Origin of the sequence: Halomonas sp. EF61 (assembly GCF_040147045.1) — a bacterium.
GTDB classification, from domain to species: domain Bacteria; phylum Pseudomonadota; class Gammaproteobacteria; order Pseudomonadales; family Halomonadaceae; genus Halomonas; species Halomonas litopenaei.
Genome location: NZ_JAMSHM010000001.1, coordinates 994269 through 1010727, shown reverse-complemented (window position 1 = coordinate 1010727; position 16459 = coordinate 994269). Strand labels below are relative to the sequence as shown.

Below are 16459 nucleotides of genomic sequence, written 5' to 3'. Positions count from 1 at the left end.
CAGGCGGTCCTGGAAGGCCTAGAAGTCGTAGGACAGCGAGGCGCTGATCACGTCGTATTCGGTAGCGCTGCTGCCCAGTGTCGTCTGGCCCGCGAGGGTAACGTCCACGCCGCGGCCGAGTCGCTGGGTGGCACCGAGCTCCAGCACGGTACGATCGTCATCGCTCCCTTCGAGAAAGTCGGCGTCGTCATCCACGTCGCTGGACACGTCGTAGTGGTAGAGCAGGCCACCGAACAGGCGGCCGGTGAAGACGTCGGCACCCAGTCGAACGCCGGCAAAGACTTCGCCGGTTTCTTCGCCGTAGTCGGTTTCCGCCTGCAGGTAGTCGCCATCCACATCGTCATCCAGATAGGTCCCACCCAGGGTCAGGCTTGAGTCGATCCGGTGCTGGCTCGTCAGCTGATAGCTCGGCAGATGGTAGGTGGCGGCGCCGCGCGCTCCCCAGCGATCGCCGTCGAGATCGATGCCCTCGACCAGATAGTCGCGTCGTGCGCTGCCGTCCAGGTCCTGAAACAGCAAGGTAGCGTCCAGCACCAGGCGGTCGTTCAGCAGGGCGATGGCGGCGTAGGGCGCGACCATCTCGCCGCCCAGGTCGGTGTGGCCACCACTTTTTCCATCCAGGTACATCTCGCTCTTGCCGGCGGCCACGCCGACCAGCAGGTTGCGGTAGCGGTAGTCGATGCCCAGCAGGGCGACCTTGCCATCGCCGGAGTAGTCCGAACTTCGGGTGTCGCCGTCGAGATCGCCGATCTCGGCGGTGCTCCAGACACTTATCCCCGGCGGACGCTGATAGGGACCGTCGCCGAGTGGCGCCATGGTGGCGTCGATGCGCTGGGTGACCGGCCGAAAGTTCTGGGCCATAGCCTGTTTCTGGGCGCCATACAGGGTCTGGTCGAGTTCCAGCAGGCCCAGTGCATCGGCCAGGGCGAGGGTGCGATCGCGGCCAAGCGCATCGAGGCGCCCGGCGAGCAGCACCCTGCCTTCGCCGTCGGTGAGCACCACCGGGGTCTGACCATCGACCTCTGCCAGGGTGATGCCCGCAGGCAGCCTCAGGGTGACGGGTCTGTCATTGATGCGCACGAACACGCGGCTTCCTCCGGTCACCGCCTCCTGACCGAGCAACTCCAGGGTCAGGGGGCGATCTTCCAGGGTGCCGACGAAGGTGGTGGCGCTCTGGTCGAGTGGCGCGAGGTCGACGTCAAGTGCAAGGGCACTCGACGAGGCGCTGCCAAGGATCAGGGCGAGGGGAAGGTATCTCCAGGCACACAAGGGGGAGGAGCAGTGGCGTGAGGCACGGGGCATCGGGAAGAACTCTGGCTCGTTCATGGGACCTGCCTTGATGGGTGAAGTCGGCTTCCTGCCAGGATGTCTGGCGTAGCGCCTGACACCGGCGGGGCGATCGTGATGATCAGTGGTCGATGACGTCGACTTCAGGAGTTGGCATGAGTGACGGCCATTGTTAAGCATCAAGGAGCGTGGGGTGCGGAATCCTGTGCAGATAATGCCTGTGCGAGGGAGAGTTGGCGTTTTATCGGCAAAGATGCTGTCAAAACCGACGTAATAGATGAAATTCAGGCATCAGCAGCAGGGGCTTATGTGGCCACTGCTTCCCTGGTGCCTAGTGCCGACGACATCAGGGCACGCCGTAGCCGAACCATCGCATCAAGGCCTGTGCCAGCCTCGGCGGCAACAGGGTCAGTCCCTGGGTGGCGAGGCACAGTGGCAGCGGGAAGCTGACCCTCGGACGATTGGCGTCGATGGCCCTGGCGATGCGCCGGGCCGCCCTTTCGGGGGAACACATGAATGGCTTGGGGCCGGGCATCGCCCGGGCCATGGCCGAATCCACGTAGCCTGGCATCACCAGGGTGACGCCGACGCCATCGCTGGCGAGTCCTCCGCGCAGAGCCTCGGCGTAGGCCTTGATACCAGCCTTGCTGGCGCTGTAGCTGGGGGTGACCGGCAGCCCATGCCAGGCGGCCAGCGAGCTGATGAAGACCAGCTGGCCGCGGCCTCGGAGCTGCATGGCAGGGGCCAGCTGGCGTGCCATTTCCATTGGCACGCGTAGATTGATTTCCATCAGCTGACGTCCTGCCTGAAGCGATTCGCCGTCGCGGCGATCGACCACGCCGGTGTTGATGCCGGCGCACATGATCACGATATCCGGCGTCCGTGACAGTCCCGCAAGCCAGGCCTGTCGGGCGTCGTTGTCTTCCAGGGGGCCGCTCGCCAGGCTGACCTCGGCGCCTTGGTCGCGACAGCGCTGCCCTATCTCTGCCAGCGTGTCCTGGCGACGCCCATGAAGCACCAGATGATGCCCTGGCCTGGCGTAGTGGCGCGCCAGGGCGCCGCCGATGGCGCCGGTGGCACCGGTAATCAGGATCAGGCGCTGGGGGGCCGTCATCTGTCGAGTCCTCCTGTGGTGGCAAAGGGGCAAAGGGGCAAGGACTGGCGCTCCGTCTCAATAGCGCCCGTACAGATAGCGCCGGACGTGTCGGTAGAGGCGTTGCCACAGCCTCAGCCTTGGCCCTTGCTGGCGTTGGCGTTCGAGCAAGGTGATCGCGGTCTCGACGTTGATCGGCTGGCGGGTAACGGGGTCCACGTAGCCGGGATAGTGGATCAGTGCCGCTGCGACCAGTTCTTCCAGGGTGGCGCGCCGACATCGCCGAGGGGGCGTCGCTGCCTCATCCCGGGTCAGTCCCCAGCCGGCGTAGAACGGCAGGCCATAGGTAATCACCGGGCGATTGCGGAGTAGCGCCTCGAAGCCCGCCAGGGAGGTCAGGGTATGAACCTCGTCGACCTGATCGATCAGGGCAGTGATGTTGCCCTCTGCTGCCAGCACATCGTAGGCCTCGGCGGGAACCTGCTCGCCCTGGCGTACGCCGGCGACCACGTCCGGATGGGGACGATAGAGCAGGAAGGCGTTGGGGTGGCGGCGGCGCACCTCTGCAAGCAGGGCGCGATTGGTGCGGATCTCGCAGGCACCGTGACGTACCGAAGCGTCACTTTCCACCTGGCCGATCACCAGCAGCCGGGGACGATCGGTGGGCAGCGCTGGCAAACCGGGCTTGGGCGAGGCGTCGTGGCCGTCGTTGTACTTGGATAGACCCCGTTGTACCAGCCGCGAGATCAGCCTGCGTGCGCGCAGGTGGTCCCGCGGGCTGAACTCGCCATTTTCGATCAGTTCCTCGAGCTCGCTGGGACGGGTGGGGTCGTAGTGGATGCCGGCCCCGTCGATGACCAGCGACAGCGGCCGAGTGAGATCGATGCCGAGGCCCACCGAGCGCAGGAAACCGTCTTCCATGCGATGGACATCGTCTCTTCGGGGATATTGGCTGCCCCACACCAGATGATTCACTGGCGTGGGTGCTGGGTCGGATGCCGTTTCAGACGATGAATCGGTCGATTTCAGCGAGCTCAGTGGCAGCTGTTCGACCCGGGACAGGGGGCCGAGGAAGTCCGTCACGAAGCCGCGCTTCCAGCGCGACAGACCGTAGCATCGCCAGTGCCCGGCGCCGCGCTGTATCTGACGGCGCTGATCCTCCAGCAGGTCCAGGGTGTCATCCAGCGTCGCTGGCTCGCCGGTATAGGGGTTGGCGTAGCGTGTGTAGCGCAGGTAGGCGGCGGCGAATACCCGGGCCAGGGATGCCGGTCGCTGACGCCGCGCACAGCGTTGTCGGTCCTGGGTTAGGCCCCAGCCGGCATAGAACGGCTGGCCGTGACAGGTGACCGGCAGGCCCGCCAGCAGCGCCTCGAAGCCGAGTTGACTGGTGACCACATGGACCGCCTCGACCACGTCGAACAGGGCCCAGGGATTGATGTCGTCGGTGATCAGGCGGCAGCGGGGACGGCCGGCGGCCCCCAGCAGGTGGCCCTGGCGTCGCCCGGCGATCACCTCGGGATGGACCTTGATCAGGATTTCGGCCTCGGGATGGCTGTCCAGAGCCTGCTCAAGCATGTGAACAAAGGTGGCCTCCGAGGCCCGGCCGCCGACAATGGAGGCGTCGTCTCGGGTCTGGTCCACCACCAGTACCCGGGAGCGGGACGAATCTTCCAGTCGAATGTCAGGGGCGTGGTTGTACTTGGACAGACGGGCGAGCCGCAGGCGCGCCATCAAGGCGTTGGCCCGTGCCTCCTCGGTGGCGTCGATGTCGGCGTGGTTGATCAGGGTCTCGAGATCGGAGGGCCGGGAGGCGTCGTAGTGGATGCCGCTATGATCCACCACCAGGGAGAGGCTGGCGAAGCCTTCGTCGGCGGGCCCCCAGGAGCGCAGGAAACCGTCTTCCAGGGCGACGAAGGGCAGGCCCTTGTCCGTCGCCAGGCGCCTGGCGCGACGGGTGGTCCCCCGGTTGCCCCAGCCGAGCACCGCGGCGGGGCGGCAACGGTGGCGCTGACGCCAGGGCCGAATGCGGGAAAATTCCGGCAGGCAGGGGGCGAGTATCGGCAGCCGGGCCAGCGCATCGGTCGCCGTCAGGGCCTGGTTGTCTGTGGGGGCCTGGTTGTCTGTCAGGGCCTGGTTGTCTGTCGAGGCCTGGTTGTCTGTCGGAGCATTCGCCGTCAGGGCGGTGGGCTGCCTGTCCTGCTCGTCCGTGTGTGGTGAAGCGCCCATGCGTGCCTGCATCTCGCCGATGATCGGGTATCTATCGTATCAGCGTGGCGCTAGCCGCCCTGGTCTCGGGTGTGCCGCTGCCTGCAGCCCGATGGGTCACGGCTTGATCGGGGGCGTTCTCGAGTCTGATATCGCGCCTGGCTGCAGGTCGCTTCCCGTCGCTTCAGCTCGCCAGGGGCGCCAGGGTGTCGAGCAGCGACTGCAGGAAATCCAGACCCTGGTGGAAGTGGCGCTGCAGAAAGCGACCGAGGTCGGTCATCAGAACCATCAGCAGTGCCAGGCCGACGCTGAGAGAAGTGGGGAAGCCGATATTGAATACGGTCAGCTGGGGTGCTGCGCGATTGAGGATGCCGAGTGCCAGGTTGATGGTCAGCAGCGGGGCGACCAGTGGCAGCGCCAGCAGCAAGCCGGTGGCAAAGATGGTGCCGCCGTAGCGGGCCAGCAGGATGAAGGCTTCAGGGTTGAAGCGCTGGATGCCGATGGGCAGGGTCTCGAAGCTGGTGATCAACAGTTCCAGCACGATCAGGTGGCCATTCACCGCCAGGAACATCAGTAGCGTGATCATGTACAGGAAGCGCGAGATCACGACCATGTTGGTGCCGCTGGAAGGATCGAAGAAGGTGGCGAAGGCCAGGCCCATCTGCAGCCCGATAAATTCACCGGTGGCCTGTACCACCACCAGGATGATCCGCACGCACAGGCCCATGGCCACGCCGATGATCAGCTGTTCGACCACCAGGCCGAAGCCCGCCCAAGAGGCCACCGGGACATCGGGCAGCGGTGGCAGCATCGGCGAGATGACCACGCTGATGGCACCGGCCAGCCCGATCTTGGCCTGGGTAGGCACCGCGCTGTGGCCCCACAGGGGGGCGCTCAACATCAGCGCGGTGATGCGCATGAACGGCCACAGGAACAGGCTGAGCCAGGCATGCAGCTGGGTGAAGGTGATCTCGACCATCAGGACGCGGGCGCCTCGGGGATAGGGCCGGTGGCTTCAGCGCAGGTGGCCCGGCTCAGGACACCAGCGCCGGGATACTGGTAAACAGCTCCCGGGTGAAGGTGATGATCAGCTGCAGCAGCCAGGGACCGGCCAGCACCAGCACGGCAAACACGGCCAGGATCTTGGGAATGAACGACAGCGTCATCTCGTTGATCTGGGTAGCGGCCTGGAACAGGCTGACCAGCAGGCCGGTGAACAGCGCGGTAAGCAGCAGCGGCGCACCCAGCAGCAGGGTCACGCGCATGCCCTGGTAGGCCAAACTCATGACGGTTTCGGGATGCATGACGAGTCTCCTTGCTGGCGTCGCCTTGTCTGGGCCCGTAGGCCTGTGCCGGGGCCCTGTCGTCGGGGGCCTATAAATAGAAGCTTTCCGCCATCGAGCCGATGATCAGCTGCCAGCCGTCCACCAGCACGAACAGCATCAGCTTGAACGGCATCGAAATGGTCACCGGCGGGACCATCATCATGCCCAGTGACATCAGCACGCTGGCGACCACCAGGTCGATGATCAGAAAGGGGATGAAGATGGTGAAGCCGATCTGGAAGGCGGTCTTCAGCTCGCTGGTGACGAACGCCGGTACCAGCACCTGCAACGGCACGTCCTCGGGACCGGCCAGGGGGCCGACCTCGGACAGTCGGGCGAACATGGCGAGGTCCGGCTCTCGGGTCTGGCCCAGCATGAACTCGCGAAAGGGCTGCTGGGCGAGCTCGATGAACTGGCCAAAATCGATGGCGTCGGTGGACAGCGGCAGCCAGGCGTCCTGGTAAACGTCGCTGAGCACCGGCGACATGATGAAGGCGGTCAGAAACAGCGCCAGGCCCAGCAGCACTTGGTTGGGCGGCGTCGAGGCGGTGCCCATGGCGGTACGCAGCAGGCTCAGCACGATGATGATGCGGGTAAAGCTGGTCATCATCAGCAGCGCCGTGGGCAGAAAGGCCATGGCGCTGAGCAGCAGCAGGGTCTGCAGCGACAGCGACCATTTCTGCCCGCCGTCGGCCATGGGTTCACTGATCAGGCCCGGGATCTGCTGGGCCTGGGCCGGACCGGCAGCCAGCAGACAGACAACCAGGACCAGTCCGAGGCTGGCCACAAGTGGCGTCCAGGGACGGGAGGAGAGACAGCGCTGAAGAAGCATCAACTGTTGCATCACCGCTCTCGCCGACCAAGGTTGGCCTTGAGAGCCTGGCCCAGGCGCTCGCCAAAGCTGTCACCCTGTGGCGCGTCCGGCTGGGCGGGCGTCGCCTCGTCGGTCGGAGCGGGCAGGCTGTCCAGCCGATTGACCTGACCGCCGCCGACGCCGAGCACCAGCCAGCGATCCTGGACCTGGACCACCACCACGCGCTCGCGCTGACCGACGGCGGTGGAGCCGACCACCTTGAGCCGGGACTGCTGGCCGTGAAAGCCGCCGCCCCGCCGCTTCAGCCAGGCGGAAAGGCCCAGCAAGATGGCGATGATCAGTGCCAGGGCGGCGGCGGTCTTGCCCAGCATGGCCAGTCCCAGCAGGCTGTCGCCTCCCTGGGCCAGTCCGTCGACGGCGGCGCTGGAGGTGGTTTCGTTCATCGGTTGAGCTTCTGCACCCGCTCGGAGGGGGTGATGATCTCGGTGATACGGATGCCGTAGCGGTCTTCGACCACCACGACTTCGCCCTGGGCGATCAGGTAGCCGTTGATCAGGATGTCCATCGGCTCGCCGGCCAGCCCCTCCAGTTCCACCACCGAGCCCTGGGCCAGTTCCAGCAACTGCTTGATGGTCAGGCGGGTGCGACCAAGCTCCACGGTCAGCTTGACCGGGATATCCATGATCATGTCGAGCTCGCGGGCAGCGCTGGAGGAGGTGCTTTCACCGAGCGGGCGGAACACGCTGTCTCCTGCGGCGCGCGCTGCGGCAGGGGTATCTTCTGGGGCCTGCTCGCCCGGGTTTTCCTCGGCGGCCTGCTGTTCGGCCATGGCATCGGCCCAGGGGTCGTCCTCGCCAGCGCCATCGCTGGTGGCATCGTCCTTTTGTTCGGACATGGCGGCGGCCCAGTCGTCGTCGCCGACAGGGGAGTCGGGTTTATTGGGGTCAGTCATGGTGCGATTCCTTGGAAGGAGGCCGAGAGCCTTTGACGAAGGCGTTGCTGGGCTGGTGACCGGCGGCGTGGTCGAACATCCGCAGGACTCGGAGGGCGCGCTGGTCGCGCTGGCTGCCGTATTCGCATTCCATCACCGGCACTTCGTCGACCTGGGCGGTGACGGTATCGGGCAGTTCGAGCGGCAGGATGTCACCGACCTTCAGCGCCATCACCTCGGCGATGCGCGAGTCGATGGTGGCGAAGTTGGCCACCAGCTCTACCTCTGGATGACGCAGCTCGCCGGCCATACGCCGGTGGAAGGCGCCGTCCTTGTCGCGACTGTTCTCGCTCAACGGGTTGGTCAGCAGGTCCTTGAGCGGTTCGATCATGCTGTAGGGCATGCAGATCTGGAAGCTGGACGAGAGGTTGCCGACCTCCAGATGGAAGCTGGTACTGACCACGATCTCGTTGGGCGAGTTGGTGATGTTGGCGAACTTGGACTGCATCTCCGAGCGCAGGTAACTGATGTCCAGCGGGTAGACGGACTTCCAGGCCTCGCTGTAGCCATCGATGGCCATGTTCAGCACGCGCTGGATGATGCGCTGTTCGGTATTGGTGAACTCGCGCCCTTCGGACTTGGTGACGAAGCGGCCGTCACCGCCGAACAGGTTGTCCACCACCATGAACACCAGGCTCGGGGGAAACACGATCAGGGCCGAGCCCTTGAGCGGTTTCATGGCGATGATGTTGATGTTGGTGGGCACCGGCACGTTGCGCGAGAACTCGCTGTAGCTGAGGTAGCGCACGGCGTCGACGCTGATGTCGGCGCTGCGCCGCAGCAGGTTGAACATGCCGGTGCGGAAGTGGCGGGCGAAGCGCTCGTTGATGATGTCCAGAGCCTGCAGACGCTCGCGGATGATGCGCTGCTGATTGGCCGGATCGAAGGGGCGCAAGCGCCCTCGAGCTGCGTTGTCTTCGCCCTCGGCATCGTCGTCGCCGCTGACGCCCTTGAGCAGTGCGTCGATTTCTTCCTGGGACAGGAGATCGTCTTGAGACATGGGGGCGACCTATTGGACGATGAACTCGGTGAACAGCACATCATCGATATGGATGCGCGGACGCTCGGGGCCGAGCACGTCTTCCAGGGTGGCGACGATATCCTCGGCCAGGGCCTTCTTGCCCGATGCGCTGACCAGTGTCTCGGCCTCGCGGTCCGACAGCAGCAACAACAGCTGGTTACGCACCTGGGGACGGTGCTGTTCCAGCGTCTCGAGGCTAGCGTCATCGCTGAGCTTGAGGGTCAGGCCGGCGTACAACAGGCGCGGTCCGGCGTTGTCTTCGGCCAGGTTGACGGTGAAGGGCTCCAGCTTCAGGTAGATGGGCGCCGTATCTTCGACCGCGCCGGTGCTGGCCTGGGCCATATGCTCGCCGAAGGTGTCTGCTGATTCTGCGTGCGCCTTTTCCTGGTACAGCAGGTAGAACCCGGCCGCGGCACCGAAGGATGCGAGGATGACCAGGATCACCAGACACCAGATGAGCCGTCGAGATTTCGCCATGTCCTGAAGTCCTGAGCCTGTGGCCCCTCGAGGGGCGGTAATGTACTAGCGTGCGGGCGTGCCACATCTTTAGTATGCCGTCAGGCATCGGCGATCGATGGCGAGAACAGGCACCGAGTTCGTGCCTATCTTGGGTATTTGTGAGGGAGAGCCCCGCCGCTCACGCTGTGTAGCGGCAGGGGGTGCCTGGAAGGGCGTGGGTCAGGCGCAGGCCAGGCGCGTACCCAGCCCTATGCGTCAGGCGTAGATGTCCACGCGGCCATCGTCTGAGTCGTGGCGCTGGTCAGGGGCAGAGCTTGCCGTGGTGGCCGGCTCCATCGACTCGCCCTTGCCCTGGCCGGAGGCTGCCAGCGATGTCTGGCCGCGAGAGTCCGAGGGTTGCTGGCCGCCAAACTGTGCGCCCTGGTCGCTCACCGAGGCGTCACCGAGCTGGATGCCCTGTTCGGCCAGGGCTTCGCGAAGCTGGGGAATGGCCTGCTCAAGGGCCTGGCGCACCTGGGCGTGGGCCGAGAAGAACTGGGCCTGGGCACCGTGCTCGCCCAGCTTGAGGGTCACCCCCAGCGAGCCGAGTTCGGCAGGGTGCAGGCGTAACTCGACCTGCTGTTCGCCCGCACCGCCCTGGCTGGACAGTCTTGCCAGGGTCTGGCCGAGCTGCTGCGGCCAGGCGGCCTGGTTGAATGACAGTGAGGCATTGGTACCCGGGGGCATGGCGGCGGCCAGGGAGGAGCCAAAGGGCGACGCGCCCCGTGCCTGTGAGGCGGTGGGCGAGAGCACGGCATCCAGCGAGGCATCGGCCTCGCCCCGGGCAGCGCCAGCAAGGATCTCGCCGGGACGCAGTTCCGCAGCGCCTGACCCTGTGCCCTGGGCCATCCAGCCGGCCGTGTCTGGAGCCAGGGCGCCGGGTGCGAGGCCCGCCGGGGCAACGGGTGCCTGTCCTTGTAAATTACCCTGCGCATTGCTGCCGGCGGCCATGGCTGCCTGCTGCGCCGCCGAGGGAGCGCGATCCACCGGATGCTTGGCCCTGGGGAGTCGATGCAGCGCCGGGAGCGCGTCCTGTGCCAGGCGTGACTGGGCGGGCGCATTTTCCGTGGCGGCGGTGGCGTCGAGGGCGGCGCTCTGCAGTGCTGGGGCCTGATTCTGGACCTGGACCTGGGCCCGAACCTGGGGCGAAAGCTGAGACTGCGCCGACGGCCCTGATAGCGGAGACGTCGAGAGCGCCGGTGTGGCCTGGGCTGCGACGTCCAGCGGCAGTGCCTGCTGACTTGCGGCGCCGCCTTGTGTCAGCAGTGCATGCGCCCCGCCGGGCAGCTGCCCGGCAAGCGCTGCGCCTGTAGCGTCCCGCGGTGCGCCGTTCAAGCCTGGTGCGCCGAGTCCTGATGACGCCAGCTGGTCTGCGCCAGCAGCGGGCTGCCCGTGGGGGCCCGGGGCCGATGAGGCAACGGCCAGCAGTGCCAGTGTCCAGTCCTGGGGCTCGCTATGGTCCTGATCACTGAACGCCTTGTCGCTGGCCTGGCCATTGGCGGGACGCCCGGTATTGTCGAGGGGGGCCGCCTGGCCGCCGAGTGCGGCCAGGCGCTGGGCGAAGTCGCCACCGACCGGTGCGGCGGCGCCCTTGCTGCCACTGGCCTGGGAAGAAACGGGGCCTGCCAGGCCCAACAGGGTGAGGTCCATGGTGAGTTCCTTTAAGGTCAGTAGCCGCCGGGCATGGCGCTGCCGCGCTGCAGTCGGCTGTTGATCAGGTCGTCGCTGGAGCGCTGTTCCTGGCGGGCCTGCAGGCGCAGGCCTTCCTGGGCACGGCGTTCGGCCAGGGTGTCGTAGGCGCTGAGGCGCTGCTGTTCGTGTTGCCACTCGCGCTGGCTGTCGCTGACCTTCTGGCGCTGTTGCTGGAGCGCTCGTCGTGCGGTGGCCAGGGCATCGTCAAGCGACAGCAGGAAGCGCTGAGTATTGTGCAGGGTGGCCGGATCGATGCCACTGCGCATGTTCTGGTGCAGACGCTCGGCGTATTCCTGTCGGTAGTGTTCCAGCGACGACAGCTGATCGGCGACCTGACGCTCGTCTCGGCGGGCGCTGGCAAGGTGCTGCATCGCCTGGTCGCGGGCGTCCCGGGCCAGCTCTGTCAAGGTGTCCAGAGGGGTTCTCATGGGGTTCCTCCCAGGGTGGACGAGAGCGCCTGACGCGAGGCCTCGAGGGTGGCGCATTCGTCGATTCGCTGTTGCAGAAAGGCTTCCAGATCCGGATAGCGGCGCACGGCTTCGTCCAGGCGAGGGTCGTGGCCGGGCTGGTAGGCGCCCACGCTGATCAGGTCACGGTTGCGCTGGTAGCGCGAGAACATGGCCTTGAATCCCTGGGCCTGGCGGCGCTGGCCGTCGTCGACGATGGCGTTCATGGCCCGGCTGATCGAGGCTTCGATGTCGATGGCGGGGTAGTGGCCGGATTCCGCCAGGCTGCGCGACAGCACCACGTGGCCATCGAGGATGGCGCGGGCGGAGTCAGCGATGGGGTCCTGCTGGTCGTCGCCTTCGGTCAGCACGGTATAGAAGGCGGTAATCGATCCCCCACCGGGCTCGGCGTTGCCGGCGCGCTCCACCAGCCCCGGCAGTTTGGCGAACACCGAGGGCGGATAGCCCTTGGTCGCCGGAGGTTCGCCGATGGCCAGGGCGATCTCGCGCTGGGCCATGGCGTAGCGGGTCAGCGAGTCCATGATCAGCAGCACGTTCTTGCCGTCGTCGCGAAAGCCTTCGGCCAGGCGGGTGGCATAGGCGGCGCCCTTGAGTCGTTGCAGTGGCGAGGTGTCGGCGGGGGCCGCCACTACCACGGCACGTCGCCGGCCCTCGGGCCCGAGGATGTTGTCGATGAAGTCCTGGACCTCGCGGCCACGTTCGCCGATCAGTCCGACCACGATGACGTCGGCTCGGGTGTAGCGCGCCATCATGCCGAGCAGCACCGACTTGCCGACGCCGGAGCCGGCGAACAGGCCCATGCGCTGGCCGCGGCCGACGCTGAGCAGGGCGTTGATGGCGCGGATGCCGACGTCGATCTGTTCCTCGATGGGAGCACGAGACAGGGGGTTGAGCGGCGGTGTGGCCAATGGCGCCCGGGGGGCGTCATCCAGCTCACCGAGACCGTCCAGCGGAGCCCCGGTGCCGTCAACGACCCTGCCCAGCAGGCTCTCGCCCAGCGGAAAGCGCCGCGAGGCATTGACGCTACCGTCGCCCAGGGGCAGCACCCGGGCGCCGGGCATCAGTCCACTGATCTCGCCAAGCGGCATCAGGAACAGGCGATCGCCGGCGAAGCCGACGACCTCGGCCTCGGCGTAGTCGTGCGCTGAGCCGGCAGCGGTATGATCTGCCGTGCCGGGGAGCTCGATGCGACAGCTGTCACCCAGCGCCACCTGCAGGCCGACGGCTTCGATGACCATGCCGGTGGCGCGCACGACGCGGCCTGTGGCCCTGGTCATGGGCAGGGGCTCGACGCGATGGGCGACGGCCTTGAGGGCGTGCTGCCAGCGCTGCTGGTGGATCTGGGGGCCGTTCATGGCGCATCGTCCTCGTGGGCGACGCCATGATCCTCTGGTTCGGGGGTGTGGCGCGGGGCCCTTCTGCGCACCTGGCGATTCACCGCCTGCCAGCGACGCTCCCAGGTGGCGTCGATATCGCCCTGTTCGCCGCTGACCCGGCAGCCTCCACGGTGCAGACGCTCGTCGGCGCGCAGGGTCCAGCCGGCGGCCTCGAGCTGCTCGCCCAGGTGGCGCTCCACCAGGCGCAGATCGAGCGGGTGCAGCCACAGGCGCTGGCGTCCCACCAGTGGCGGATCGGTGTGCAAAAGCCGTTGGACCAGCTCCACCACCTGGCGTGGCCGGGCCTTGAGGGCGTCATCCGCCAGCTGCCGGCCGGTGGCCAGGGCCAGATCGGTCAGATCCTCGGCCACCGCATCGTCCAGCTCGGACAGTGCCGTGCGGAACTCGTCGACGAGTCGGCCAAGCGGTGCCAGGGCCTCTTCACAGCGTCTGTTCAGGGCGTCGGCGATCTCCTGCTCGGCGCGGGCGCGGCCCTCGGCCAGGCCCTGCTCGAGGCCCTGGGCCAGTCCTTTCTGGTAGCCCTCGTCGTAGCCCTTCTGGTGGCCCTGGGCATGGCCCTCGCGGTGGCCCGTCTCGCGGGCCCGGCGGCGCTCGTCGTCGAGTTCCTGGCGAGTGGGCGGGCGCGGGGTCGCTGCGGCCTCGGTGGTGCCGTCGTCGCCTTCCTCGGGCAGCTCGCCCATGTTCCAGCGGCGCCATTGGCTCATGCCGAGACCCTCCTCGCCGGCGTGCCAGGTTCACTGAATCGAGGTGTCCTAGACATAGGCTTCGTCGCCTCCGCTGAGCACGATTTCGCCGTTGTCGGCCAGGCGACGCACCACCTGCAGGATGGCCTTCTGCTCGGTCTCCACCTGGGAGATACGAATGGGCCCTCTGGCGTCCATGTCTTCCTGCAGCAGGTCGGCGGCGCGCTGGGACATGTTGACCAGGAACTTGGCCTTGAGCGTTTCCGGGGCTCCCTTGAGCGCAATGACCAGGCTGTTGGTCTCGATCTCCTTGAGCAACAGCTGGATGCTGCGGTCGTCCAGGTCGCCGATGTTCTCGAACAGGAACATCTCGTCGATGATCTTCTGAGCCAGGTCCTCGCTGTGGGCGCGCACGGTGTCGATGGCGGCCTCTTCCTGGGTGGTGTTCATCAGGTTGAGGATCTCCGCCGCGGTACGTACACCGCCCATCTTGCTGCGCTTGAGGTTTTGGCCGTCGAGCATGCTGGTGAGCACTTCGGTGAGTTCCTGCAGTGCCGCCGGCTGGACGCCGCTGAAGGTGGCGATGCGCAGTACCACGTCGTTGCGCTGCTTGTCGTCGAACAACTCGAGCACGTCGGCCGCCTGGTGGCGCTCGAGGTGCACAAGCACGGTGGCGATGATCTGTGGATGCTCGTCACGGATCAGCTCCGCCACCATGGACGGCTCCATCAGGTTGAGGGCATCGATGCCGCTGCTGGTGCCGGCGGTTTCGAGGACGTCCTCGATCAGGCTGGAGGCACGTTCGGTGCCGAGCGCCTTGGTCAACACCGAGCGGATGTGCTCGCTGGAGTTCATGTTGAGACCGATGAATTCCTCGGTCTCGGTGTGGAAGTCTTGCAGCACGCGGCGCATCTCTTCGTGGGAGATCTGCCCGAGCTGGGTCATCTCCCTCGATAGCTGCTGGATTTCCTTGGCGTTGAGAAACTTGAACACTTCCGCCGCGCTGTCCTCGTCCAGGGCCAGCAGCAGTACGGCGCTGCGGCGGATGCCGCTCGAGGCTTCGATGTTAGTCATTGGCGTTCATCCAGCTGCGTACGATCATGGCGACCATGCGGGGATCTTCCTGGGCCAGCTCGCGCAGGTCGTTGAGGTTCTGTTCGTAGGCGCTGGCCTTGCGCCGGCGGCGGTTGTCGCGGCCGTAGGTGGCGTCCTCACCGTCGGTCGTCTCGCTGTCACCCTCGGACGCCTCTTCGTCGTCGCTCTCGTCGTCGCCGACCCGTGCCGAGAAGGCGCTGGGCATGGGGGCCGGGGCCACCGGAGCCTCGGTATAACGACGGATCAGCGGACGCAGCACGAGCAGGTAGAGCAGAGCGACGGCCAGGATGATCAGCAGATAGCGACCGAGTTCCTTGGCCAGTTGATGGACCATCGGGTCCTGCCACCAGGTGGGGGCTGCGACCTCGGGTGCCTGGGCGAATGCACTGTTGACCACCGACAGGGCGTCGCCGCGGCTTTCCGAGAAGCCCATGGCCTGACGCACCAGTGCCTCGATCTCGGCGAGTTGTTCCGCTGACAGGGGGGTGAGAGTGGCTTCGCCTTCCTCATCGACGCCGTCCTGGTAGTTCACCACCACCGCGGCGGACAGGCGTTCGATGCCTCCCTTCTGGTACTGCACATGCGATACCTGTCGATCCAGCTCGTAGTTGGTGACGTCATCGCGCCGCAGGCGTTGCGGTGACGCCTCTTCCTGTTCGGCGGTATCGGCGGCGGCCTCGTCGTTCTCCTGCTGCGCGTCATCACCGTTGTCGATGGGTGACGCGGAGGTACCTGGCGCGGTGTTACTCAGGGCGCCGGGAATGCCGCTGGCCAGGTCACCCTGGCCATTGATGTCCAGGCTGGTCTGGCGACTGCGGACCGCCGCCTGTGCGGGCGGCTGGTTCGGGGTGTAGCGCTCCTGGGTCTCTTCACGCTGGGAGAAGTCGATCTGGGCGGTGACCTGGGCACGCACGTTGGCATGGCCGACCAGCGGCGCCAGGATGTCCTCGATGCGCCGCTGGTAGGAACGCTCGATTTCGGCGACGTAGTCCAGCTGCGAGCCGTCCAGCCCCAGGCCGCCAGCGTCGGCAGATGACAGCAGGCGCCCGTTCTGGTCGATCACGGTGACGTCTTCACCGGCCAGGTCGGGCACGCTGGAAGAGACCAGGTGGACCATGGCGGCCACCTGACCCTCGCCGACACGTCGGCCAGGCTCGAGTGTCAGCACCACCGAAGCCTTGGCCGGCTGACGCTCGCGTACAAACACCGAGTCCTTGGCCAGGGCCAGATGGACACGGGCGTTGGCCACCGGGCCCAACGAGGCGATGGATCTGGCCAGCTCGCCTTCCAGGCCGCGCTGGTAGTTGATCTGCTCGGCGAACTGACTGATACCGAAGGCCTGATCCTGCATCAGTTCGAGGCCGACGTTGCCGCCGTGGGGCAGGCCCTGTTCGGCAAGCTGCAGGCGCAGGGTGTGCAGCTGGTCGTCCGGCACCATCAAGGCGTGGCCGCCGGCGGAAAAGCGATAAGGCACCCCGCGGCTATCGAGTTCGGTGATGATGGCGCCGCCGTCGGCTTCGCTGAGATTGCTGAACAGGACTCGGTACTGTGGGCGCGAGGCCCACATCACCAGGGCGATGATCAGAGCAATCGCGGCGGCGCCCCCGATCATCAAGGGAATCAGGGGGTTGCCGCGTAAACGGGACGTTAGCCCGGACAGGGGGCCGGAGCTTGAGGCGGAGGCCGCTGAGCTCATGGACGACTCCCGTCGGGGGACGGCAAATGGGGGCTGTTCATTGGCATGACCGGTGGTCCGTGGGTCGGGTGGCCGCGGGCGGTGCCCGGTTCTGTGTTGATGCCCATTATCCCGGGGCTGTGGCCAGCCAATGATCGAAATAGCCCATGTTTTGGCGGCCATTTGCTTCGATGACGGTGCGCTCGCTCTTGTTAG

The 16459-nt window shown here is 66.4% G+C and carries 16 protein-coding genes; all 16 read right to left on the bottom strand.

From position 1 onward, the window contains the following. Positions 1-18: 18 nt before the first annotated feature. The 16 genes from NFI08_RS04415 to fliF all read right to left on the bottom strand — a co-directional run bounded on the left by NFI08_RS04415 (position 19) and on the right by fliF (position 16264). Complete coding sequence (locus tag NFI08_RS04415) at positions 19-1326, bottom strand: autotransporter outer membrane beta-barrel domain-containing protein (protein WP_349587498.1); 1308 nt, start codon at positions 1324-1326, stop codon at positions 19-21. A gap of 307 nt (positions 1327-1633) precedes the next feature. Further along, the gene (locus NFI08_RS04410; RefSeq protein WP_349587495.1) at positions 1634-2401 is read right to left on the bottom strand and encodes an SDR family NAD(P)-dependent oxidoreductase; all 768 of its coding nucleotides are present in this window, start codon (positions 2399-2401) and stop codon (positions 1634-1636) included. Positions 2402-2458: 57 nt separating this feature from the next. Further along, a complete protein-coding gene (locus NFI08_RS04405; protein ID WP_349587492.1) occupies positions 2459-4606 on the bottom strand; it encodes a capsule polysaccharide biogenesis protein in 2148 nt (715 codons plus the stop codon). 163 nt (positions 4607-4769) lie between these two features. Next, entirely contained in the window at positions 4770-5564 is a 795-nt protein-coding gene (gene fliR, locus NFI08_RS04400; protein ID WP_045992444.1) for a flagellar biosynthetic protein FliR, read from the bottom strand. 55 nt (positions 5565-5619) lie between these two features. Next, positions 5620-5889: a flagellar biosynthesis protein FliQ gene (gene fliQ, locus NFI08_RS04395; RefSeq protein ID WP_045992443.1), complete on the bottom strand. Its 270-nt coding sequence runs from the start codon at positions 5887-5889 to the stop codon at positions 5620-5622. 70 nt (positions 5890-5959) lie between these two features. Next, entirely contained in the window at positions 5960-6754 is a 795-nt protein-coding gene (gene fliP, locus NFI08_RS04390; protein WP_240184212.1) for a flagellar type III secretion system pore protein FliP, read from the bottom strand. After that, positions 6754-7167, bottom strand: coding sequence for a flagellar biosynthetic protein FliO (gene fliO, locus NFI08_RS04385; protein WP_045992441.1), 414 nt, complete (start codon positions 7165-7167; stop codon positions 6754-6756). Before fliO ends, fliP begins: the two co-directional genes overlap by 1 nt. Next, entirely contained in the window at positions 7164-7676 is a 513-nt protein-coding gene (gene fliN / locus NFI08_RS04380; RefSeq protein ID WP_045992440.1) for a flagellar motor switch protein FliN, read from the bottom strand. The genes fliO and fliN overlap by 4 nt, the downstream gene beginning before the upstream one ends. Then, positions 7669-8715: a flagellar motor switch protein FliM gene (fliM, locus tag NFI08_RS04375; protein WP_045992439.1), complete on the bottom strand. Its 1047-nt coding sequence runs from the start codon at positions 8713-8715 to the stop codon at positions 7669-7671. The genes fliN and fliM overlap by 8 nt, the downstream gene beginning before the upstream one ends. A gap of 9 nt (positions 8716-8724) precedes the next feature. Beyond that, positions 8725-9213 carry a flagellar basal body-associated protein FliL gene (gene fliL / locus NFI08_RS04370; protein ID WP_045992438.1) on the bottom strand — a complete coding sequence of 163 codons (489 nt, stop codon included), beginning with the start codon at positions 9211-9213 and terminating at the stop codon, positions 8725-8727. Positions 9214-9450: 237 nt separating this feature from the next. Further along, positions 9451-10884, bottom strand: coding sequence for a flagellar hook-length control protein FliK (locus tag NFI08_RS04365; protein ID WP_349587485.1), 1434 nt, complete (start codon positions 10882-10884; stop codon positions 9451-9453). Between the two features lie 17 nt (positions 10885-10901). Continuing rightward, positions 10902-11354: a flagellar export protein FliJ gene (fliJ, locus tag NFI08_RS04360; protein WP_108132071.1), complete on the bottom strand. Its 453-nt coding sequence runs from the start codon at positions 11352-11354 to the stop codon at positions 10902-10904. Then, the gene (gene fliI, locus NFI08_RS04355) at positions 11351-12748 is read right to left on the bottom strand and encodes a flagellar protein export ATPase FliI (protein ID WP_045992436.1); all 1398 of its coding nucleotides are present in this window, start codon (positions 12746-12748) and stop codon (positions 11351-11353) included. The genes fliJ and fliI overlap by 4 nt, the downstream gene beginning before the upstream one ends. Further along, a complete protein-coding gene (fliH, locus tag NFI08_RS04350) occupies positions 12745-13494 on the bottom strand; it encodes a flagellar assembly protein FliH (RefSeq protein ID WP_045992435.1) in 750 nt (249 codons plus the stop codon). The genes fliI and fliH overlap by 4 nt, the downstream gene beginning before the upstream one ends. A 48-nt stretch (positions 13495-13542) precedes the next feature. Continuing rightward, the gene (gene fliG, locus NFI08_RS04345) at positions 13543-14547 is read right to left on the bottom strand and encodes a flagellar motor switch protein FliG (protein ID WP_108132073.1); all 1005 of its coding nucleotides are present in this window, start codon (positions 14545-14547) and stop codon (positions 13543-13545) included. Then, positions 14540-16264 (bottom strand): flagellar basal-body MS-ring/collar protein FliF, encoded by a 1725-nt coding sequence (fliF, locus tag NFI08_RS04340; RefSeq protein WP_349587478.1) that lies wholly within the window; start codon positions 16262-16264, stop codon positions 14540-14542. The genes fliG and fliF overlap by 8 nt, the downstream gene beginning before the upstream one ends. Between the last annotated feature and the right edge of the window lie 195 nt (positions 16265-16459).

Bases quoted from the DNA above. Each gene is read 5' to 3' on its own strand.
- NFI08_RS04415 (WP_349587498.1), bottom strand. From the start codon at position 1,326: ATGAACGAGCCAGAGTTCTTCCCGATGCCCCGTGCCTCACGCCACTGC.
- NFI08_RS04410 (WP_349587495.1), bottom strand. From the start codon at position 2,401: ATGACGGCCCCCCAGCGCCTGATCCTGATTACCGGTGCCACCGGCGCC.
- NFI08_RS04405 (WP_349587492.1), bottom strand. From the start codon at position 4,606: ATGGGCGCTTCACCACACACGGACGAGCAGGACAGGCAGCCCACCGCC.
- fliR (WP_045992444.1), bottom strand. From the start codon at position 5,564: ATGGTCGAGATCACCTTCACCCAGCTGCATGCCTGGCTCAGCCTGTTC.
- fliQ (WP_045992443.1), bottom strand. From the start codon at position 5,889: ATGCATCCCGAAACCGTCATGAGTTTGGCCTACCAGGGCATGCGCGTG.
- fliP (WP_240184212.1), bottom strand. From the start codon at position 6,754: ATGCAACAGTTGATGCTTCTTCAGCGCTGTCTCTCCTCCCGTCCCTGG.
- fliO (WP_045992441.1), bottom strand. From the start codon at position 7,167: ATGAACGAAACCACCTCCAGCGCCGCCGTCGACGGACTGGCCCAGGGA.
- fliN (WP_045992440.1), bottom strand. From the start codon at position 7,676: ATGACTGACCCCAATAAACCCGACTCCCCTGTCGGCGACGACGACTGG.
- fliM (WP_045992439.1), bottom strand. From the start codon at position 8,715: ATGTCTCAAGACGATCTCCTGTCCCAGGAAGAAATCGACGCACTGCTC.
- fliL (WP_045992438.1), bottom strand. From the start codon at position 9,213: ATGGCGAAATCTCGACGGCTCATCTGGTGTCTGGTGATCCTGGTCATC.
- NFI08_RS04365 (WP_349587485.1), bottom strand. From the start codon at position 10,884: ATGGACCTCACCCTGTTGGGCCTGGCAGGCCCCGTTTCTTCCCAGGCC.
- fliJ (WP_108132071.1), bottom strand. From the start codon at position 11,354: ATGAGAACCCCTCTGGACACCTTGACAGAGCTGGCCCGGGACGCCCGC.
- fliI (WP_045992436.1), bottom strand. From the start codon at position 12,748: ATGAACGGCCCCCAGATCCACCAGCAGCGCTGGCAGCACGCCCTCAAG.
- fliH (WP_045992435.1), bottom strand. From the start codon at position 13,494: ATGAGCCAATGGCGCCGCTGGAACATGGGCGAGCTGCCCGAGGAAGGC.
- fliG (WP_108132073.1), bottom strand. From the start codon at position 14,547: ATGACTAACATCGAAGCCTCGAGCGGCATCCGCCGCAGCGCCGTACTG.
- fliF (WP_349587478.1), bottom strand. From the start codon at position 16,264: ATGAGCTCAGCGGCCTCCGCCTCAAGCTCCGGCCCCCTGTCCGGGCTA.